This window comes from Paraflavitalea soli (assembly GCF_003555545.1).
Classification (GTDB): domain Bacteria; phylum Bacteroidota; class Bacteroidia; order Chitinophagales; family Chitinophagaceae; genus Paraflavitalea; species Paraflavitalea soli.
In genome coordinates this window covers 4,557,220-4,578,368 of record NZ_CP032157.1, presented here as the reverse complement: position 1 = coordinate 4,578,368, position 21,149 = coordinate 4,557,220, and the positions used below count along the sequence as shown (strand labels likewise).

General features: G+C 47.3%; 12 protein-coding genes. 10 read left to right on the top strand and 2 right to left on the bottom strand.

Features of this window, described 5'->3' with window-relative positions:
- The first annotated feature begins 64 nt into the window (after positions 1-64).
- The 4 genes from D3H65_RS17075 to D3H65_RS17060 all read left to right on the top strand — a co-directional run bounded on the left by D3H65_RS17075 (position 65) and on the right by D3H65_RS17060 (position 6,512).
- Positions 65-2,350: an FAD-dependent oxidoreductase gene (locus D3H65_RS17075; RefSeq protein WP_119051466.1), complete on the top strand. Its 2,286-nt coding sequence runs from the start codon at positions 65-67 to the stop codon at positions 2,348-2,350.
- A 100-nt stretch (positions 2,351-2,450) separates the two neighbouring features.
- Positions 2,451-3,857 carry a hypothetical protein gene (locus D3H65_RS17070; protein ID WP_119051465.1) on the top strand — a complete coding sequence of 469 codons (1,407 nt, stop codon included), beginning with the start codon at positions 2,451-2,453 and terminating at the stop codon, positions 3,855-3,857.
- A 101-nt stretch (positions 3,858-3,958) separates the two neighbouring features.
- Positions 3,959-5,275 (top strand): OmpA family protein, encoded by a 1,317-nt coding sequence (locus D3H65_RS17065; protein WP_119051464.1) that lies wholly within the window; start codon positions 3,959-3,961, stop codon positions 5,273-5,275.
- 10 nt (positions 5,276-5,285) lie between these two features.
- On the top strand, positions 5,286-6,512 hold the full coding sequence (locus D3H65_RS17060) for a hypothetical protein (protein WP_119051463.1): 1,227 nt from the start codon (positions 5,286-5,288) through the stop codon (positions 6,510-6,512).
- Positions 6,513-6,775: 263 nt separating this feature from the next.
- On the opposite strand, the gene D3H65_RS17055 is transcribed toward D3H65_RS17060, so the two are convergent.
- Entirely contained in the window at positions 6,776-7,975 is a 1,200-nt protein-coding gene (locus D3H65_RS17055; protein ID WP_119051462.1) for a copper amine oxidase, read from the bottom strand.
- Between the two features lie 174 nt (positions 7,976-8,149).
- Complete coding sequence (locus D3H65_RS17050; RefSeq protein ID WP_245999519.1) at positions 8,150-9,412, bottom strand: ROK family transcriptional regulator; 1,263 nt, start codon at positions 9,410-9,412, stop codon at positions 8,150-8,152.
- Positions 9,413-9,559: 147 nt separating this feature from the next.
- Here D3H65_RS17050 and D3H65_RS17045 point away from each other — a divergent pair, with 147 nt between their 5' ends.
- From D3H65_RS17045 to D3H65_RS17020, 6 genes are all read left to right on the top strand, one after another.
- Entirely contained in the window at positions 9,560-10,813 is a 1,254-nt protein-coding gene (locus D3H65_RS17045) for an AGE family epimerase/isomerase (RefSeq protein ID WP_119051461.1), read from the top strand.
- A 126-nt stretch (positions 10,814-10,939) separates the two neighbouring features.
- Positions 10,940-12,802: an FAD-dependent oxidoreductase gene (locus D3H65_RS17040; RefSeq protein WP_119051460.1), complete on the top strand. Its 1,863-nt coding sequence runs from the start codon at positions 10,940-10,942 to the stop codon at positions 12,800-12,802.
- Positions 12,803-12,847: 45 nt separating this feature from the next.
- Positions 12,848-16,045, top strand: coding sequence for a SusC/RagA family TonB-linked outer membrane protein (locus tag D3H65_RS17035; protein WP_162915682.1), 3,198 nt, complete (start codon positions 12,848-12,850; stop codon positions 16,043-16,045).
- A gap of 17 nt (positions 16,046-16,062) precedes the next feature.
- A complete protein-coding gene (locus D3H65_RS17030) occupies positions 16,063-17,769 on the top strand; it encodes a RagB/SusD family nutrient uptake outer membrane protein (RefSeq protein WP_119051458.1) in 1,707 nt (568 codons plus the stop codon).
- 46 nt (positions 17,770-17,815) lie between these two features.
- A complete protein-coding gene (locus D3H65_RS17025; RefSeq protein WP_162915681.1) occupies positions 17,816-19,489 on the top strand; it encodes a DUF5018 domain-containing protein in 1,674 nt (557 codons plus the stop codon).
- Positions 19,490-19,597: 108 nt separating this feature from the next.
- On the top strand, positions 19,598-21,001 hold the full coding sequence (locus D3H65_RS17020) for an alpha amylase family protein (RefSeq protein ID WP_119051456.1): 1,404 nt from the start codon (positions 19,598-19,600) through the stop codon (positions 20,999-21,001).
- Positions 21,002-21,149 lie beyond the last annotated feature (148 nt).

Sequence of the window (21,149 nt, the reverse complement as noted above, 5' to 3'; positions counted from 1 at the left end):
AGCTCGCAGCTCATAGCTCGTGGCTTGTATTATAAAACCTTATCAATAATTCTTAATCCGGATAATGATGAAATTGGAAAACAACGGAAACAGTAAACGCTCATTTGTAAACAGGAAAATAGAGGCAGACCTGATCGTAACAGGCGGTGGCCTTTCAGGCGTATGCTGTGCCATTACCGCTGCCCGCCAGGGTAGTAAAGTGGTATTGGTGCAGGACAGGCCCGTACTGGGGGGTAATTCCAGTAGCGAAGTGCGCTTGTGGATATTGGGAGCTACTTCTCATATGGGCAACAACAACCGCTGGGCCAGGGAAGGTGGCGTGGTTGATGAGATACTCGTGGAAAATACTTATCGCAACGCCGAAGGCAATCCCGTTATATTTGATACCATTCTATTGGATAAAGTGGTGAGTGAACCCAATATTACCCTGCTGTTGAATACAGCAGTCTATGACGTAGAAAAGAAAGACGCTACTACCATACAAGCTGTAAAAGCATTTTGCAGCCAGAACCAGACAGAATACCTATTGTCAGCTCCCTTATTTTGTGATGCTTCGGGCGATGGGGTAGTGGGTTTCCTCGCGGGAGCCGCTTTCCGCATGGGAGCTGAAAGCAAGGAAGAGTTTGGTGAAAAGTTTGCTCCTACAGAGGAATACGGCGAACTGCTGGGACATACCTTGTATTTCTACAGCAAGGATACCGGCCGGCCCGTTACCTACACAGCTCCTTCTTTTGCTCTCCAGGATATCAAGGAGATTCCCCGCTTTAAATCATTCAATGCACAGGATTTTGGTTGCAAATTATGGTGGATAGAATATGGCGGCAGGCTGGATACCGTGCATGATACCGAACTCATCAAATGGGAATTGTGGAAAGTAGTGTACGGCATTTGGAATTACATCAAGAACTCCGGCAATTTTCCCGAAGCCGCCAACCTCACCCTCGAATGGGTAGGTACCATTCCCGGTAAAAGAGAAAGCCGCCGTTTTGAAGGCGATTACATGATGATACAGCAGGATATTGTAGAACAACGCCTGCAGGAAGATGCCGTGGCTTACGGCGGCTGGTCCATCGACCTTCATCCTGCCGATGGTGTGTTCAGCGAAAAACCGGGTTGCAACCAATGGCATAGCAAGGGTATTTACCAGATCCCTTACCGCAGCTTATACAGTAAGAATATTACCAATCTTTTCCTGGGTGGCCGTTTGATCAGTGCTTCGCACGTGGCTTTTGGCTCTACCCGCGTAATGGCTACCGCAGCGTATGCATCGCAGGCCGTGGGCATGGCAGCAGCCCTATGCCGGGAAAAGAATATACTACCGGCCGCTATCCTCAGCCAGAAATACATCACACAGCTGCAACAACGCTTAATGAAAACCGGGCAATATATTCCTGGGTTGAAACTGGAAGAGAAAGAAGACCTGGTACAGACTGCAACTATTACAGCATCCAGTGAACTGGTATTGCAGGAATTGCCTGAAAGCAACCTGCTGAAGCCCTTACTGCTTTCTGTAGCACAGATGGTGCCCCTGCAACAGGGAAAGATAGAGCCCTTCGTCTTTCATGCACAGGCAGAGACCACCACTACGCTGCAGGTGGAACTGCGCATCAGCAGTAAGTCTGCCAATCATACACCCGATATCACCGTGGCTACACAGGTGCTCGATATTCATCCCGGCAGAAATTGTATGCAGGTAAAGTTTGATGCAATACTCCAGGAGCAGCGTTATGCCTTTATTACATTTATCAAGAATCCACAGGTACAGCTTCATTATTCAGAGAAGCGCGTCACCGGTTTGTTATCTGTATTTAACAGCGTGAACAAGGCCGTTTCCAATTTCGGCAAGCAAACACCGCCGGAAGACATAGGCATGGATGCTTTCGAATTCTGGTGTCCCCAACGCCGGCCCGAAGGACATAATATTGCTTTCAAATATCCGGCGGGACTGCCTGTCTTTAAAGCTGAGAATATCCGCAATGGTGTCGATAGGCCCACTACCCAACCCAATGCCTGGGTGGCCAACTGGACCGATGAGGCTCCTGCACTTACGGTAAGTTGGAATACCCCCCGCTCCATCAACCATATCGACCTGTTCTTTGATACCGATTACGATCACCCCATGGAATCCGTATTGATGCAGCATCCCGAATCCGCCATGCCTTTTTGCATCCGGAATTACCGCATAAAAGATGAAGCTGGTAATATCATTGCGGAAAAGAAAGAGAATTATCAGACTCATAACCGCATCAGCTTCGAAAAGCCGGTCAATACAAGTAAGTTGGTCATTGAAGTGGAGCACCCTTCCGCCCAGGTGCCAGCCGCCATTTTTGCAGTACGCTGTTACAAATAATTGATTGGGAAACTATAATCAAAGAAAAGGCCGTCTCCAACATAAGAGACGGCCTTTGTTGGCTATTCCCTACTTTAGTACCTGCTTACTATCTTTAAGTATGCCTAAAAATCAATATTTCAGCAATATACGCAAAGGGATTGCCCATAGGATCGGGTCACTCAGTATCGCCAATTCACTGTTGGCCGAATTAGAGCAATCATCCTATACAGGCATCAAGGCATATGATCTGCATGATTGGGAGAAAGGCAAAAAAAGCAAGACCTCCTTTCTTGACATAGTAACAAATGATTACAACCAGAAGATAGCGGGATGGATAGAATTGTTAAACCAGGAGAAGGATGCGTTCGAATTACAACCTGCCACAAAAATAAACATCAGCCCTAAGCTGAATATAAACGCTGCTGTTATCAAAGAATGGAAACAAGAAGAGCCAACCATTGAAATTAATATAGGCCTCATCCTCGCTGTAGAAGATCTATTGGGCAAATGTTTGTGTACGAAGTCATTTTTTACCCAACGCACCCCCACAGGAGAGCTTAGTATCGCAAATCCCTTTTTCCTCATAGGCCCCGATCATGCCGATAGGTTTTTGAATTACGGGTCAATAGTAGCCCTGGGAGATGCCCATGCCCAATTGTTAACAGCAGGTATTCCGATAGCTCCCTGGCGCTTATTCCAGTTTGACCTGATAGCAGAACTGTCGGCCCAATGGGCCATGCTCCACGAGCAGGCCCACTGGATGCTTGGACATATAGACTATCTGGCAGCCCAACGCGGTGATACATCAGATTTTTCTTTAAATGAAAATGGGGAGAATACCCCGTTGGATGATGCAACTGCTACAAAGTATTTCGAAATGGGCGCTGATGCACTGGCCAGTTCCCTGTTATTTCATTTGAACTGGGATACGGAGCGTCAGGAAAATAAACGCTTTCGCGACTACAGGAATAAACTGCAACAGGCTTATGGAAATATTGGATCGGAATCTATTATTTATCTAAATGATCATGCTGCTATATTGAGAACTATCCTGTTAAGTATCGGCCTAGTGGTCCTTTTGATGGAAAATAAAAGACTTTATCTGAATAGCCCCCGGTCTTCTTATCCTTTACCGGTAACCCGTTTGCTAGGTATTTTTCTTACAGTAGGGGAGGCATATGGCGACATGATCAACTTTAGTGAGGACAATACCTATGATACAGAAAAAATCAGACCTGTTATCATAAGTTATATCGAAGTAATAGTTGACTTGCAACTCATCGTAAGTTTATTAAAAATAAATAATCCAATCTTCAAACCCTTTATTTGGGAACGAAATAAGGAGGAAGAAGATCAGTTTACGGATGATCTCTTTTCCATCTTAGCCAATGGAGCTTCAGATCCTGGTATTGTTCAAACAGAGGCAGCTAAAGAGTTTATTTACCTGAGGTCATTGGACCCGGCTTTTATGCCCAGGTTGAAAAATTACTTGCACCTGGGAAAGTCCTGGCTGGACAATTACTAAATGAGTGGGGCAGACTGCTATTATCCCACTATTGCACTACATGATCATGTAGTTGCTGTTGTTCAGCGTTCAGGGTAGGTTTGGGGTAAATAACCACCATTATGAAACGCCTCATCATCCTGCACTTATTATTGGTCAGTTTTTTGACGCAACAGGCGCAGACACCTGTTCCCAAACGCGTAGAGCAAAGAGCAAAAGATAAAGCCAATAACCGGGTGGATGCTTCAATAGATAAAGGACTTGACTCAGCTTTTGATAAAACCGGCAGGGCAATAGGCAATATCTTCAAAAAGAAGAACAAAAACACTGGTAATAACCCTGATGTTGCCACAACTGACACAAAAGGCAATAGCACTGGTACCGGGGCTGCAGGTAACAGCAACCGTGGCGGCGGAGCCCCTGCTGTAAGCGGCGGCAGTGATTTTGTGCCCGGGGAAAGCGTAATATTCGAAGATCACTTTACAAAAGACAGGATGGGCGATTTTCCCGCCCAATGGAATACCAATGGCAGCGGAAAGATTGTCACCATTGATGGGGAGAACGGAAAGTGGCTCGATGTGGTGCATAATTGTGTGATCGTGCCAGTAATTAAAAAACAGCTTCCCGAAGACTGCACCATCGAATTTGATCTTTTCCTTCGGTCTGAAGGTGGCCGGACTACCCCCTTCATCCAGTTTGGCCTCAGCCAGGTGAAAGATATTTTAAAGGAAGATATGTTCTATAAAGACCGCTTCTTTATCAACCTGCACAGATATACAGAAGCAGATGGTAAAACGCTGGAGTATGGGCTGGGAAATGATATTATCGGCAACAAGAGCAACTTCCCCCTTACGTCATTTGTCAATAAAGTACTGCATGTGGCCATCGCAGTCAATAAATCACGTATACGACTGTACCTCAATGACAGCAAAGTGATCGACCTGCCAAAAGCACTGACCGATGGTATGCGCAACACCTTTTTCCTGAATAACAATGCGATCATACCTGCTTCTGAAACCGGCATGTTCGTTGGTAATATCAGGATCGCATCTGCAGATACAGATGAACGTAGTCTGCTGGTCGACCAGTTGATGGAAGTGGGCAGGGCCGTCACCAATGATATATTATTTGATGTGAATAGCGACCGGATCAAAAAGGAATCTTTTTCCATCATTAACCAATTGGGTGATGCCATGCAAAAGAACCCTGCTTTGAAGATCAGGATTATCGGACATACAGACAGTGACGGTGATGGTGCAGCCAATCTCACGCTTTCACAACGCCGGGCGCTCGCTGTGAAAACCTATATCACCGAAAATTATGCCGTTGCCGGTCTCAGGATACAAACCGACGGCAAGGGAGAATCACAACCAGTAGCGAGTAATAACAATGCAGAAGGAAAAGGAAAGAACCGCCGGGTGGAATTTGTAAAACTATAAACTGCCAGTCATGAAAAAACTATTACTGGTTGCTTTACTCATCGTGTCCATTGCCGGTGGCGCATCTGCTCAAGGTGATCGCAGGGATAGCGTAGCTATCTTTCGGTGGCGATCGGCTGTCAGGCAGGCGCCTGTATTGACCGGCAGCACCGGGCCGCGTATGATAGTACCACATGAACAACCCTTATGTTTCAATATGGAGTTCGACCTGAAGATCACCACACCTGGTAAGATGGCGGAACAATGTATGTTCGTCAATGCATCTACCGGGGTGATCGGACTTTTGCCACCTCATGAAGATGGCCTTGTTAACATACTGTTCCCCGAGCTGGCTGATTTTTCCTTCCAGGTCATGAGCATGACAGGCAATACATACCATTACCACAATAACAAAGGGAAAAATAACACCATCGAAAAATGGGTGACGACTGGCAATTCCAACCGCAATCCTTATCAACAGATGGCAGGTATGTTTACGGGAGCCGTCGACTTGCAGCGAAAGAACTCGACCGAATCTTATTGCAACGGAAGAATGACTGCTATGGCCTACCGGTTTTCGACCAATCCCGATATGACCTGGTACCTGTTTGGCGATCGGTTCCCCGAAAAAATACATCCCCGGAAGTTTCTGGGGAATCTTGGGGTGGGGTATCTGCAGACCGATGAAGGGTTGTATGTCATTACCGAGTTCCGAACTACGGGCTATAGCTGCCGGATAACAAATATGGAGGTCACGCATACCTGTCTCAATACAGCCCAGTTTGTCGAGCGCGAAGAAACATTCTTTAACCAGAAGGCAGCCAATCTCCAAAAAGAAAAAGAAAAGCTGGACCGTGCGTCTGCGAGTGTCAGCGGTACTTGTGCCAATGAGCGGGCAGCCTTGATCAGCTTCAAAAAGGAACAAGCCAATAAACAGGAAGAGGCCCTCCGGCAGGCCCGGGCTGGCAATACCAACCAGCCAAACAGCAATGCACAACGTAGTATGGCCAGCTTTATGGATCCCCTCGCCGTGGTACAGGAGAATATACTTTCCACCAAAGTTGAGATTTGTAAGGCACAGCATGGCAACGAAAAAGCCCGCGGGCGACTAGGCTGCCTGTCTACCCAATTAAGTCAACTGATGCGTCTCGAAACAGACCTCCGGGCCCTCGATGCCCGGCATGCCAACGAACCTGGACGGGCATTTGGTGAGAAGAGTAAATTGTATATGCGGGATAAGCCAAGAGGATGCCCGTAAGAAGCGACATTGGCACCTTTGTTCCTCCTCTCTTCATTCGGGTATTTCCAGGTATTCGGTCGCTCTTCTTCAGGTTATCCTGAGTTTTTCTTAGGGTTCAAACCCTATAAGAACCCCAGGAAAACCCTAAGATGACCCAAGGATGACCCTAAGATACTCGAATCAATATAGAATACAATATGGATGAATGAAGGAGCGACGCGCCACATAAAAGCGAAATGGCCCGCACCGGCAGGCCATTTCGCTTTTATACTTTTGCAACTTTACTTCATATCCACGGGAATAAACACAAGTGGGGTAGGAAGACAGGAAGCGCCGGGCGGTGAATAAGTAAAACGGATCGTTTGTTCTTCTCCATTCGCTGCAGGTGGAAATACCTGCACCAGGATCGCTTCCGGATTCTTTTTAGTGATCAACCGGTCTGCAGGCAATTGTATAATACCTTCTTTAAACTTACCCTTGCTTACCACCATCGTATTGGCCATGCCGCCACACCATTGGCCATTATCCGCGCGCGAGTTCCAGGTCACCAATGCCAATCCACGACCATCGGTACTTTTCCATTTCATTTCTACCTGGTACATGACACCATAGTTACCGGCCAGCCCAGCTACCTGCCCGCTGGTATATTCCTTACCCATTACCCAGGGGTCTATATTGCCATCGGCCATAATGATCTGCCGGATGCCATTCTTAGTATCAAGGGTTTCCTGCGTTAATACACTATAATTGGATACGCCAAATGTACCACGTCCGGCATTGTTGCCCTTAAAAGGCAGTATCGTTTTAATACGGTCTACAGCTACAGTTACCGGTGTTTTCGTATCAGTTTGCAGTACGCTTATTTCGCCAGGCTGATCGATCAGGAATTCATAGAAGCCATGTACCAGTTCGTCATATTTAGCTACATACTTCTCCTGGGCAGGATCAATGGCAATCGACTTACCCGGTTTAATAATGCGCACCGTAGTTTGTGGAGTAGCGGCAAAGAAATCCGCTAATCCCTGCTTACCTGCCTGGAAATAATTGGTAGTAGGCTTTTGAGAGGAGTATTTCAACATCTTTAAACGCATGTCGCCCTTACCTGTATTTTTTATAACAGCAGCGATCCTGGTCTCTATTTTCGCCGGCTCTTTCACGCCGTTTACATTGTATACATACAACCTTACCGTACCTGGCTCTACCGCTTCACGCAAAGCGATCGCCTCTGGCACACGGATATATTCAGGATCATCTGATATAAGATACTGCGGTCCCGGAAGTACGATCTTCCGGTAGCCTATTTGCTGAAATTTTTCCGTCAGGAGTCCGGGCAATTCTACAATATTGCCTTGTGCAGTAGCCAGAATGCGTTTGCTGAGGTCGGGGCTGATTTCCTGGGCTTGAGCGGGGAGGGTTGTAGCCAGGCTGCCAATAAGCAGGAGGGGCAGGCAACCTGCATGCTTTAATACGTTTTTAATCATGAGTGTGCAATGGTAGGTTAGTTAAATAATATTTTTATTAACCATTGCGAATTTAGTAAGTATATTTAATAATTAAGCTTCTTTATTATGCTTTAACCTATATTTTTAATCTGTAGACCGCATGTTCTTATTGTCTTTGGCTCGCTGCTCATAGCTCGCAGCTCGAAGCTTGTACTATTTCACCGACAGCAGCTTGTCCCTCGCAATAAGGCATCCGCCAATAACGCCGGCCTTTTCCTGCAACTTAGACATATGCAGTTGCGTGTCATTATTAACCAGGCTCAGGGAGTATTTATTGAGGGCGCTGCGGATGGGTAGCCGTATATAATCACCGGTTTCGGCCAGTATGCCGCCCAGTATCACCAGCTCGGGATTAAAGATATTGATGAGCACCGATATACCCCGCCCGATCTTTTCGCCGATCTCAGCGATCAGTTCAATACACAGCACATCTTCATTTTTAGCAGCCTGTATAATGTCTGTCAGCTGCAGTTTTTCCGGCAATTTGTTTTTCTGCATTAATGCCGAAGAAGAGCCCTGTTCTATCTTTTCCCTGAACAGGCGGATCAGTGCCTGTCCGGAAGCTTCCGTCTCCAGACATCCTTTCTTCCCACAATGACAAATGATCTCATTGGCAAATAAAGGGATATGACCAAACTCTCCGCCAAAGCCCGATTTGCCCCGGTAGATCTGCCCGTCGATCATAATACCCAAGCCAATGCCGTAGTCCATATTGACAAACAATACATTCTTCTCCTCCCGCACCAGCCCATTGTGAAACTCTCCATAGGCCATCGCCCTCGAATCGTTTTCCAGGAAAGTACGGATGCCCGTGATCTTCTCAATCGTAGCGCTGAGTGGTTCTTCGTGAAAATGGAAGAAGCTGTAGCTATAGCCATTCTCACTGTTGATACGGCCCGACAGGTTCAGGCAAAGCGCCAGGATATTGCGGTGCTCTTCCGGCAGATTGGCAATAAAGGTTTGGATGATCTTCACCAGCTGATCAAATGCCTCCTTGGTATTGACCAATAAATAAGGCACATGCATTTCCTGCTTTACCAGGTTCTTCTTGAAATCCAGCAGGCCAATATTAATATAGTAGTGTTTTACATCTACCCCCAGAAAGAAGGCTGAATCGGCTACCAGCCCATACAGGTTGGCCTTGCGGCCACCCCCTTTCGAATCTTCCTTGCCATCATCCTGCACCAGTCCATCGGTGATCAGCTCATTGATCAGACTGGTGATCTTAGGTACACTGATGTTTAGCTCCTGCGCCAGGTCGGTAATAGTTGTATTACCCGTTTGATCCAGGTGGTTAATAATAGCTCTCTTAAACGACTTGTTCTTATAAGCCACGCCTGAGGTGTTTTCCTCAGAGAATATTTCAAATATGCTTTGTTTGATTACCATAGCCTGATCGGGATAAAGTTTTTTCATTAACTAAGATAAGCGAATAGGGTTTAAATAATAAGTATGTGATAAATGAACTATTCTAATAAAAATATTTATTAATTGTGTTTGTTTAATAAATTAATTATTAAATTTACCTGCGAAAGTAAAACAAATTAATAATACAAAGGATTTATGGCGTCGGATGTTAGAAATGAAAGCCTGACAGAAGAGTTACCTGCTGAGAATGGGCTGCTTTATAGTTCCTATGCAGCCCTGTATCGCGATGAATTGGTAGATAATGTGTTGCCTTTCTGGCTAAAACACAGCAGAGATGAGAAAAATGGCGGTTTTTTTACCTGTTTACGGCGGGATGGCAGCGTGTATGATACCGATAAGTTCATGTGGCTGCAAGGCAGGCAGGTGTGGTGCTTTAGCTATATGTATAATAATGTAGCCCAAAAGCAGGAATGGCTCGATATGGCCCTGCACGGCGCCGCTTTCATGGAAAAGTATGGGCGTGATGCTACGGCCGGCAACTGGTATTTCTCCCTCAATGCAGAAGGAAAGCCACTCACACAACCTTATAATATTTTCAGCGACTGCTTTGCCGCCATGGGATTCGCTTCCCTCGACAAAGCCAGTCCCAATGACCGCTATAAACAAATAGCCGTTGATACTTTTGAGAACATCCTCCGCAGGAAAGACAACTGGAAAGGAATCTATAATAAAGCGTATCCGGGCACAAGGCTGCTGAAAGGCTTTAGCCTGCCCATGATCCTCTGCAACCTATCCCTTGAACTGGAACACTTGTTGGGAGCAGGCCGGGTAAATGAATTCATACCTACCGTCATTCATGAAGTGATGGAAGTGTTTTACCAGCCTCAGTATGGATTGATCCTGGAAAGTGTTCACCCCGATGGTTCATTCTCCAACAGCTTTGAAGGCAGGTTAATAAATCCTGGACATACCATAGAAGCCATGTGGTTCATCATGGACCTCGGCAGGCGCATGAAAGATAAAACCCTCATACAAAAAGCCTGCGATATCATGCTGCACACCCTGGAGTATGGATGGGATAAGGAATTTGGTGGTATTTATTATTTCAAAGATGTACTGGGCAATCCCCCGCAGCAATTGGAATGGGACCAGAAACTATGGTGGGTGCATGTAGAAGCCCTCGTAGCCCTGGCCAAAGGATTTGAATTAACAGGCGATGAACGCTGCCTGAAATGGTTTAAGAAAGTACATCAGTATACCTGGCAGCACTTCCGCGATGAGCAGTATGGCGAATGGTTTGGTTACCTCAACAGGAGAGGAGAAGTGTTGCTGGATCTGAAAGGTGGAAAATGGAAAGGATGTTTTCATATTCCCCGTTCCCTGTACCAGGTTTGGAAAACATGGGAAGCCGTAGAAGCAAATGCAGATGCAGATAAACTGCCAGGCTAACAGGCCGGTAGTCAGGTGAGTTGAAAAAAGGTTCAAAGGTCGGGACGTACACATTATTAACGATTGCTAATTCTCTATTGCCACGCTGACGATAGCTGCATGGCAACAACGAAAAATCATACGAAAATGAGAGGTAAGATCAATTACGTACTGTTTGTCTTACTGGCCTGTAGTGTACAGTTGCAGGCGCAACAGACCTTTAACACAGAGGTGTTGATCATTGGTGGGGGAGCCAGTGGCACCACAGCAGGCATACAGGCTGCCAGGATGGGCGTCAACACATTGATCATCGAAGAAACAAACTGGCTGGGCGGTATGCTCACTTCCGCCGGTGTATCTGCTATCGACGGCAATCACCGCATGCCTGCCGGCCTTTGGGGCGAATTCAGACAACTGCTCTATAAACATTATGGCGGTCCCGATTCCGTAGCCACCGGCTGGGTAAGCAATACTTTATTCGAACCCCATGTAGGCAACAAGCTGTTGCAGCAAATGGCAGCCGCCGAAAAGAAATTACAAATATGGTTTGCAGCACGGTGGCTTACGGTGAAACGTGAACAGGGCCAATGGATCGTAACCATCAGCCAGGGAAAGAAACAACTCACCGTACAAGCTCCTATCTTAATTGATGCTACGGAACAGGGAGATGTAATGGCCGCAGCCGGCGCCCGTTATTCCGTAGGAATGGATAGCCGTCATGATACCGGTGAAGAACTGGCTCCCGAAAAAGCCAATGATATTATACAGGACCTTACCTATGTAGCCGTACTGAAAGATTATGGTAAAGGAGCTGATAAAACCATTCCTAAGCCCGAAGGATACAATGCAAGCGAGTTTGGCTGCTCCTGCGATGTAAGTGATCCCGCTTCTTTCGATAGTCCGCAAAACAATTGTTACCGCATGATGCAGTATGGCCGCCTGCCAGGTAATAAGTACATGATCAACTGGCCCAAGTGCGGCAACGATATCTACCTCAACCTGGTGGAGAAAACACCTGCCCAGCGCGAAGAGTTATTAAAACAGGCTAAACTGCACACCCTGCACTTCGTGTATTACCTGCAAACATCCCTGGGTTATAAAAACCTGGGCCTGGCCGATGATGAGTTTCCTACAAAGGATAAGCTGCCCATGATCCCTTATCACCGGGAGTCACGGCGCCTGAAAGGACTCGTCACATTTACCGTCAACCATATTGCCCGTCCTTACGACAGCAAAGAAGCACTTTACCGTACAGGTATTGCCGTAGGCGATTATACCATTGATCACCATCACCTGAAAAACCCTGCCGCCCCTGCTATTGATTTTGTAAAAATTAAAGTACCCTCTTACAATGTACCTATGGGCAGCCTCATTCCCCGGGATATAGAGGGGCTCATCGTAGCAGAGAAAAGCATCAGCGTTACCAATATGGTCAATGGCGCTACACGCCTGCAGCCCGTGGTGCTGCAACTGGGACAGGCAGCCGGCATGATGGCCGCCCTTTGTATACAGCAATACAAACAGCCGGCACAACTACATGTGCGCGATGTACAGGCACAGTTGCTGAAAGCCAATGGATACATCATGCCGTTTATCGATGTACCTGCTGCCGATCCTCAGTTTAGTGTTATCCAGAAAATAGGCGCTACCGGTATACTGAAAGGAACAGGTGTGCCTTATATGTGGGCCAATCAAACCTGGTTTTATCCGGAACAACCCATCAGTGCTTATGAACTGGTGCAAGGCCTTCGTTTATATTATCCCGCCTTACAAACTTATTGGGCGGCTTCCGGTGAGATGCTCACTGTGACCGAACTGATCAAGATACTCAAAGCAACGGGATTGGAGATCACAGAAAGACAAGCGATCGATGACCTGCGCATTGCTTCCCTAAACCTTCCCCTTGATACTGGCAGCCATACACTCAACAGACGGTCTGTTGCTGTATTGCTCGATAAATACCTTCATCCTTTCGAGAAGTCAATCACTATTTCAGGTAGCCTGGAATAACCGGTACTAAATTCTAAACCTCCTTTTTAACCAATGCAGTTGTATATGAGACTATTCCGGTATCAATTGTTTGCAGGGCGCAGTAGCTGGCTGCTCGCATTCTTTCTGGCCTGCCATCTTTTATCGTTTGGCCAAACCCAGCCGGTTTCAGGGACCATCACTTCTTCCGATGGACTTCCCCTTACCGGTGTATCTGTGATCATTAAAGGCACTACCCAGGGTACTTCCTCCGATGCGTTTGGCAAATTTTCATTGCCCGTTACTGCAGAAAGAGTGATCCTGGTGGTCTCTATGACAGGTTATATGCCTGTTACTGTTACTGCCAAAGCTGGCGAACAGTTGAAGCTCACCCTCGAAAAGAATTTGAAAGACCTCGATGAAGTGGTAGTGGTGGCTTATGGCCGCCAGAAGAAAGGCAATGTAGTTGGTTCTGTGGCCCAGATCAGCGGCGACCAGCTGAAGCAGGCGCCTACGATGAACGTCACCAACCTGATTGCCGGCCGGATACCAGGCGTTACCTCTTTGCAACAGTCAGGCCGCCCCGGCGCCGATGACGCAGCCCTGCGTATCAGAGGTGTGGGTACTTATGGAGCCAACCAGGGCCCATTGGTTATTATTGATAACGTACAACGTCCCTCTTTCAGTAACCTCGATCCCAATGAAATTGAGAGCATCACCATATTGAAAGATGCCGTTTCTACAGCCGTGTATGGTTTGCAGGCAGCCAATGGTATCATCCTCATTACTACCAAACGCGGTAAAAGCGGAAAGCCGGTAATCAGTTATGATGGTGCCGTTACCCTTAACCAGAATACCCGTTTCCCCAAGTTCCTGAACGGTCCGGATTATATGGAATGGTACAATAAGGGAACTGATATGGACAATGATTACCTCGATCACACAGGCGCCAGCCCGGTGCCTTATGTATATACCCAGAAACAAATTGATGAAGTAAGGAATGGTACCAATACCAATCCACTGTTGGGTAATACCGATTGGCTGGATCAACTGGTCGGAAACACCAGCTTAACACAAAGCCACAACATCACTGTGCGGGGCGGTACCGACAAGGTAAAGTATTTTACTTCCGCTGGTATGCTCGACCAGGATGGCGTGATAAAGAATACCGGTTTCAAACGGTACAATGTGCGCTCCAACCTCGATGCTGAATTGAATGATGTATTCTCCGTAGCCCTCGACCTGGGCCTGCGTCAGCAACTCACCAATACCCCCGGTATTTCTCCCGACAATACAGCCTACCTCAACCCCTTTTACCAGGCTGTGCGTATGCTGCCCAATATGCCCATGTATGCGCCCAATGGTCTGCCTGTTGGCTACAACAGCAATGCCGGCTGGGTGAACCCCGTTGCTTCTGTGGAGCAATCTGGTTACCAGCAAGCGCAAACCAACGTATTCCAGGGTAATATCACTTTTAAAGTAAAAGTGCCCTGGGTTAAAGGCCTGGAGTTGAAATTGCTGGCTGCCTATGATAAAAGCAGTACCGAAAACAAAAGCTGGTTAACACCTTATACCCTCATGGGCCGTAGCCGCGATCAGGTAAGTGGTAATTATACCGAGATCAATACCCTGCCTGGCATTACGCGTACTACCCTCCGCCAGTCTTACAGCCAATACAACCGCAAAACATTCCAGCCCAGCATTACCTATAGCAAACAACTGGGCGATCATACCATCAATGCCCTGGTATTGTATGAATGGTCTCAACAAAAATCAAATGTATTCTCTACAGGCGCCAGCAATTTTGCATTGACCGACCTGCATGAAATTGATTATGGCAGCAAGGCTACTGAATACCAGATAGCCCCTACCGGCTCCAGCAATATTGATGATTCAAGAGCTGGTCTGGTAGCCCGTGTCAACTATGCTTACAAAGACAAATACCTGGTGGAGATCGCCAGCCGTTATGACGGCTCCGTAAACTTTTTACCCGCCAACCGTTGGGACCTGTTTCCTGCCGTAGGTGCTGGCTGGGTGATCAGTAAAGAAGCATTCTTCGATGATCTCTCCAAAACAGTTAGTTTCCTGAAACTGAAAGGTTCTATAGGTCGTGCAGGTAATGATGGTAATAGCCGTTTTGCCTACCTGCAAACTTACTCCCTCACCACCAGTCCCGTGGTAGTGATCGGCGGTCAACCCGTATCTGCTTTGTTTACCAGCAACCCGCCCAATGTGAACATTCGCTGGGAGACCTCTACTATTACCAATGTAGGTTTCGAATCAGTGTTGTGGAATGGCTTATTGGGTTTTGATTTTGAATGGTTCTATAAGACCACCAAAGATATCCTCAACAATCCCGGCGACCTGTACCCTCCATCTTTGGGAGGTTATTATCCCGCCAGCATTAACTATGGTGTAGTAGACAACCGTGGCTTTGACCTGCAGATCAGGCACCGCAATACCATCAACAAAGTACAATATGGTATCACGGCCAATCTGAACTGGGCCAAGAATAAGATCATCCGCTTTAATGAAGCTGCTGGCTTACCAGCCTGGCAGCGCAGGGTAGGCAGAAGCATCGGTGAAAAACTGGGCTTCATAGCCGATGGTATGTACCAAACCTGGGAGGAAGCAGCCAATGGTACTTCTCCCAGTGGTGGTGTAGTGGCCCCCGGTTATTTTAAATACCGCGACCTGAATGGCGATGGCCGTCTTACCCGCGCAGAAGACATGACCTTTGTAGGTCGCAGCAACCTGCCCGAGTTGATGTATGGCTTGAACCTTGATGTACGCTACGGAGGTTTTGATTTCTCTGCCCTGTTCCAGGGTGCGGCACTGGCCAATGTAAACCTGGCCGGTACTTATGAGGGTTCCAGTGGTACCAGTGGAGTAGACGATAATACACCGTTTACCAAAACCTTCTATGGTTATGGTAACTCTCCTTACTTCCTCGTAGAGGATTCCTGGACGCCAGATAATCCCAATGCAAAGTTTCCGCGCCTTACTGCTTACAAAGCCCCCCTTTCTGCCAACAATGCCCACTCCAACTCCGGTTGGATCAGGGATGGTTCTTACCTGCGCCTGAAATCAGCGCAATTGGGTTATACGATCCCTGCCCGCTTGCTCAACAGGGTAAAAGTGCAGCAGATACGTTTCTATGTATCCGGTTTCAACCTCATCACCTGGGATAAGTTGAAATACCTCGATCCTGAAATGCCCAACGTGAACAATGGATTCTATCCACAACAACGCATGTATTCAGGAGGCGTAAACATTACTTTCTAATTAACAATTCTGACTTTATGAGCATTTCATTTTCTATCATAAAAAAGACCTTACTGGCAGCAGGCATTGTAGTAGCTGTGCAGAGCTGTAAAGTAGATATTATGCCCACCGACCGGTATACGGAAGAGGCGGTATGGAGCAACCCGGCCAATATGGAACTGTATGTGAATGGCATGTACAGTGAGTTCAAGACCTTCCAGTTTGGCGTATTCCCCATTGGTTATGACAATGCTACCGATGCATTGAGTGATATTGAAAAATATACCTCTACCGTTTCTGGTAATGGTACCGTTAATATCCTGGCTACCGATGCCTCCCGCGTAAACGCGGCTGGCCCCCAGTTGAACTATTGGCAATCCGGGTATACCCGTATCCGCCGCTTGAATGAGTTCTTAGACGGTCTGGCCAAATATGCCAAGGTAGATGAAACAGGCAAAAAGCAATACGAGGCAGAGGCACGTTTTATCCGCGGATATGTTTATTTCTGGCTGGTAAAGCTGCATGGCAGCGTGGTATTATTGGATAATATAGGCCAGTACCTTACTACCAATCACCAGCGTGCTGCTGAAGAGGACTGCTGGAAATTCATCGCCGCTGATTTTGCCTATGCTGCGGAGAACCTGCCCAAACAATGGGATGCAGCCCGCACCGGCAGGGCCACCAAAGGTGCTGCTTATGGAATGCTGGCCCGCACCTGGATCTACGCTGCTTCCATTGCAGAGAACGATAAGAAACAATTTAACCAGGATGCGCTGACCGGTGTATCAGCCGGCAATGCACAAACCTATTACCAGAATGCCGCCAATGCAGCCAAAGCAGTAGTAGACCTGGCCAATGAAGGTTATTATGCACTGGAAACCGACTTCAACAACATCTTTACCAATAAGAATACTAAGGAAGCAGTATTTAAGCTTGACTTTGTAGCGCCACAGCTTACCCATAACCTCGATCTGGGTTTTGCACCTCCTGCCGATGCCCCGGGTCAATGCCTGGTGTATGGTGTACCTACAGCCGAACTGGTGAATGAATTTGAAATGAGCGACGGCTCTAAGTTCTCCTGGAGCAATACTACCCAGGCTGCCAGCCCTTATGCTAACCGTGAACCAAGGTTCTATGCATCTATATTGTACAATGGCGCTTCCTGGAAAGGCCGTACCATCAATACCACACCGGATAATGTGGCTGAAGGTTTTACTGAATATGCAGTAACTACCGAGCCGCGTAAAACAGTTACCGGATACTACATCAAAAAGATGCTGAACCCAGCTGTCAACAATTTTGTGGTGAATAAGAGCGTACAAAGCTGGATCGAGCTGCGTTATGCAGAAGTGCTACTGATACAGGCGGAAGCCAAAGCGAAGCTCAACGATGTTACTGGCGCACAGGACGCATTGAATGCCCTGCGCAATAAACGAGGTTTGCCCAATACAGCTGCCAGCAATACGGCACAATTGATGACCGCCGTAGAACATGAGCGCATCGTTGAACTGGCCTTCGAAGGACATCGTTACTGGGACCTTCGCCGCTGGCGCAAAGCGCACACCGTGTTGAATAATGTAAAGTTTACCGGTCATAAGGTTACGCCTTCCGGCGCAAGCTTCAAATATGAAGTAGTGCCTTGCGATAATGTGAACAGGCAGTTTACACCAGCCCTGTACTATATCCCTATTCCCGTTGGTGAACTGCAGGTCAACACAGCCCTTACACAAATCAAAGGATGGTAGAACCGTGAGTTGTCATCTCACATGCTAAACCAGTAAAATGAATTACATGAAAAAGATTTATTTATTCTTAATAACAGCTGCTTGCACCGCAGGGCTATTCTCTGCCTGCCGCAAGGCAGATCCCGTGATCCGGAAAGAACAAAGCACCCTCAGTGATATTTATGTTACTACCGTAGGTAAAGGCGGCGATCGCCTGTTTGATGCCCGTTACAGCCCCAACAACGATACCATCTATTTCGATATTCCCTGGTATTTCCCACCAGACTTCGATAAGGAAGTAGACATTACAAAGCTTATCCTGAGAGCTACCATCCCCACCGATGCTACCATGAGCCCAACCCTGGGCAATGTGGTAGACCTCAGTAAGCCCCTGGAGATTACCGTAACAGCAGGTAATGGTGCACAATCCAAATATGTGATCGTTGCGAAGAAAGTAGGCGATGTTTCTGTAACCAGTGCCCGTATTGAATTTACCGCTGGTGGTACTACCGAAGCAGTAGACGGCGTGGTCCAGGCCAATGAAATATTATTTTATGTGCTGCCCGGTACCGACGTGTCCAACGCTACCCTCACTTATGAGATCAATAAGCATTCCAAAGCTTCTGTTACTTATGGCGCCTCTGTAAACCTTTCTCAGAATGTTCCTTTCACCGTGACAGGAATAGACAATAAAGCGAAGACTTATACCCTGCGTGCAATAGAGCCCGTCAAACTGGCTTATGGTGCAGGTATCAACAGGAAACTGTGGACAAAGGCCGGTGCTGAACTTGGATTTACCGCCAACAACGAAGTGTGTCTCGCTGTAAGCGGCGATAACCTGGTATTGACCAGGAGGACCACCCCTGCCAAATTCAGCGTATTCAACCGCTTTACCGGGGCTTACATTAAGGATATGTACAATCCCTTCACCGCTACCAATTTCCAGGTGATCAGCGACACAGCCGATCACATCCTCGCCTGCTCCTGGGCGCCTAAAAACAGCAAGTTCACTTTGTACCGGTACAATGATGTGGATGATGCAGCACCCGCAAAACTGGTAGAGTGGACCAACAACAATCCCACTGCTATCACCGGCGATGGTGGTGTAGGCAGAAGAGTAAACGTGTATGGCGACCTTACGAAGGATGCTGTGATCATGGCGCCTGCCGGACAATCGGCTGTTATCTACAAATGGCGAATTGTGAACGGCGCAGCCGTAAGCCAGACACCTGAAGTGATCACGTATAAATCAGTGACCGGTGGTTCCTCCGTATTCATGGGTTATTATGCAGAAGCCCAGCCCATCGGAACAAGTGCCAATGCTGACTATTTCATTAATTACCAGTTTGAAGTAGCCCTGGTAAATGGTACTACCCACGAAAGAATGGCCGCATTAACACTGCCTTACCCCGTAGTATTCACCATGCCTACCGCTTACAACAGGTTCAACAATGCCAATTACCTGTCGATCGTAAAATATATTAATTCCTATGACCTGAACCAGGTGCAGATAGCACTCTTTGATGTTACCAAAACATCGATGATGGGGCTGCCACCTACTGATCCCAACTATTCAGCTTTGAACGTATTTACATCTCCCACCTTTACCGGCACTGCCAATGGTAATGGTACTGCCGATATCGCTGTGGGATACTCCAACAACCGGGAGCGTATGCAGGTGTACATGCTGCTGACCAATGGCGGCATCATGGCCCATGAGTTTACCAACTATGCACCTTAATGGATTAACTGTTGCCAGTTACAGGTTGTAGGCCAGTGGTAACCATCACCCTCCTGCCACCTGTAACCAGCAGCTGACCGAATTCTTCTATCAACTAAACTGTCCATAATGAAACCTTCTCTTTTTTATCCCTGCCTGATCCTGACCTGCGTGGTCATGTCGGTGGCCTGTAAAAAATCAGATTCAGGTGGAGGCCCGCCTACTACACCGCCGGAAGATACCACCGTTGTGACAAAACCAGGCCGGAATGTAATAGCCTGGGTAGACGCCCGCTCCAATGTCTTTGGTACCTACGGAAGATTGAATGATACGACAGAACTGAAGAAAGTGCTGGACACCTTGCAACAGTCGGGTGTTACCGGACTGGTGATCGATGTAAAAGGCAGTACCGGTTATACCATGTACCCCAGCGCTTATACCAAACAACTTACTACCCTGGATGGCAAATCTTTGCCCGACGGCGTGGATTATGTAGGGTATATGATCAAGGAAGCCCGTAAACGCAGCTTCAAGATATATACCTCTATCGTTACCATGGTAGAGGGTGATGGCAACCGCCAGATCGGTAAGGTATTCGACGATCCTGCTTTCAAACAATATGAAAGCATTGTTTGCGATGTAAATGGCAACCGTGTACCCGTTACTTCTACCGGGCGCAATGCGTTTGTAAATCCTGCTCAGCCCGTTGTGCAGGAACGTGCCCTCAATATTGTAAAAGAGATCGTAGGTAAGTATGATATCGACGGTATGATCCTCGACTATGCCCGCTACACCGATATCGATGCCGACTTCTCCGATTTCAGCAAAGCCCAGTTCATCAAATTCCTGCAGGACAAGTACAATGATGCCGATGCGGCCAACATGAAGTTCCCGACGGATATTGTGACGACCTGGAAAACATCCAGCGGACAGGTATTACCAGCTACCACCGGTAAGTATTATAAAAAATGGTTGATCTACCGCACCAGTGTTATCCACGACTTCTTCAAAAAAGCCCGTGCTGCCGTTAAGAGTGTGAAGCCGAATGTAAGTTTTGGCGTGTACGTGGGCGCCTGGTACACTACTTATTACCAGGTAGGCGTCAACTGGGCCAGCCAGGACTACGATCCATTTAATGACCAGGAGATCCGCTTTGACTGGGCTTATCCCGGATACAATGAGAACGGTTATGCCGAGCAGCTTGACCTGCTGATGACGGGCAACTACTTCACTCAGATTCTGTTGTCTGAAAATGCCGCCACGGCCAATCTCAAATACCATTGGTGGAGTGTGGAAGGGTCTATCAACGGCACCAAATACATCACTAAGAACAAGATGCCTTTATACGCCAGTATCGACATGGGTAATGTAGACTGGCCCAACAAAGGAGAAATATCCAGGGCTATCAAGTACATACTCAACAACACATCCGGCGGTATCATGCTGTTTGATGTGGTGCACGTGTATGCCCCGCAATACAATAGACTCAAGCAACCTTTATGGGATGCTATCAAGGATGGAATAAAGAATTAAGGAATTAGCCATTAGGTATTAGCTGTTAGGATACAGCATCCGCCAGGGCTGAAGGCTAAGACTAAAAGGTGAGTCGCCCTGCAGTCCCGCATGGCTGCGCGGCAGGGCGGCCCACCTTCTAAAGGCGGTTCATGTAAGCTAACGAAGT

Coding starts and splice junctions, on each gene's coding strand:
- D3H65_RS17035 (WP_162915682.1), top strand. CDS start 12,848: ATGAGACTATTCCGGTATCAATTGTTTGCAGGGCGCAGTAGCTGGCTG.
- D3H65_RS17070 (WP_119051465.1), top strand. CDS start 2,451: ATGCCTAAAAATCAATATTTCAGCAATATACGCAAAGGGATTGCCCAT.
- D3H65_RS17075 (WP_119051466.1), top strand. CDS start 65: ATGATGAAATTGGAAAACAACGGAAACAGTAAACGCTCATTTGTAAAC.
- D3H65_RS17020 (WP_119051456.1), top strand. CDS start 19,598: ATGAAACCTTCTCTTTTTTATCCCTGCCTGATCCTGACCTGCGTGGTC.
- D3H65_RS17055 (WP_119051462.1), bottom strand. CDS start 7,975: ATGATTAAAAACGTATTAAAGCATGCAGGTTGCCTGCCCCTCCTGCTT.
- D3H65_RS17040 (WP_119051460.1), top strand. CDS start 10,940: ATGAGAGGTAAGATCAATTACGTACTGTTTGTCTTACTGGCCTGTAGT.
- D3H65_RS17030 (WP_119051458.1), top strand. CDS start 16,063: ATGAGCATTTCATTTTCTATCATAAAAAAGACCTTACTGGCAGCAGGC.
- D3H65_RS17045 (WP_119051461.1), top strand. CDS start 9,560: ATGGCGTCGGATGTTAGAAATGAAAGCCTGACAGAAGAGTTACCTGCT.
- D3H65_RS17025 (WP_162915681.1), top strand. CDS start 17,816: ATGAAAAAGATTTATTTATTCTTAATAACAGCTGCTTGCACCGCAGGG.
- D3H65_RS17050 (WP_245999519.1), bottom strand. CDS start 9,412: ATGAAAAAACTTTATCCCGATCAGGCTATGGTAATCAAACAAAGCATA.
- D3H65_RS17060 (WP_119051463.1), top strand. CDS start 5,286: ATGAAAAAACTATTACTGGTTGCTTTACTCATCGTGTCCATTGCCGGT.
- D3H65_RS17065 (WP_119051464.1), top strand. CDS start 3,959: ATGAAACGCCTCATCATCCTGCACTTATTATTGGTCAGTTTTTTGACG.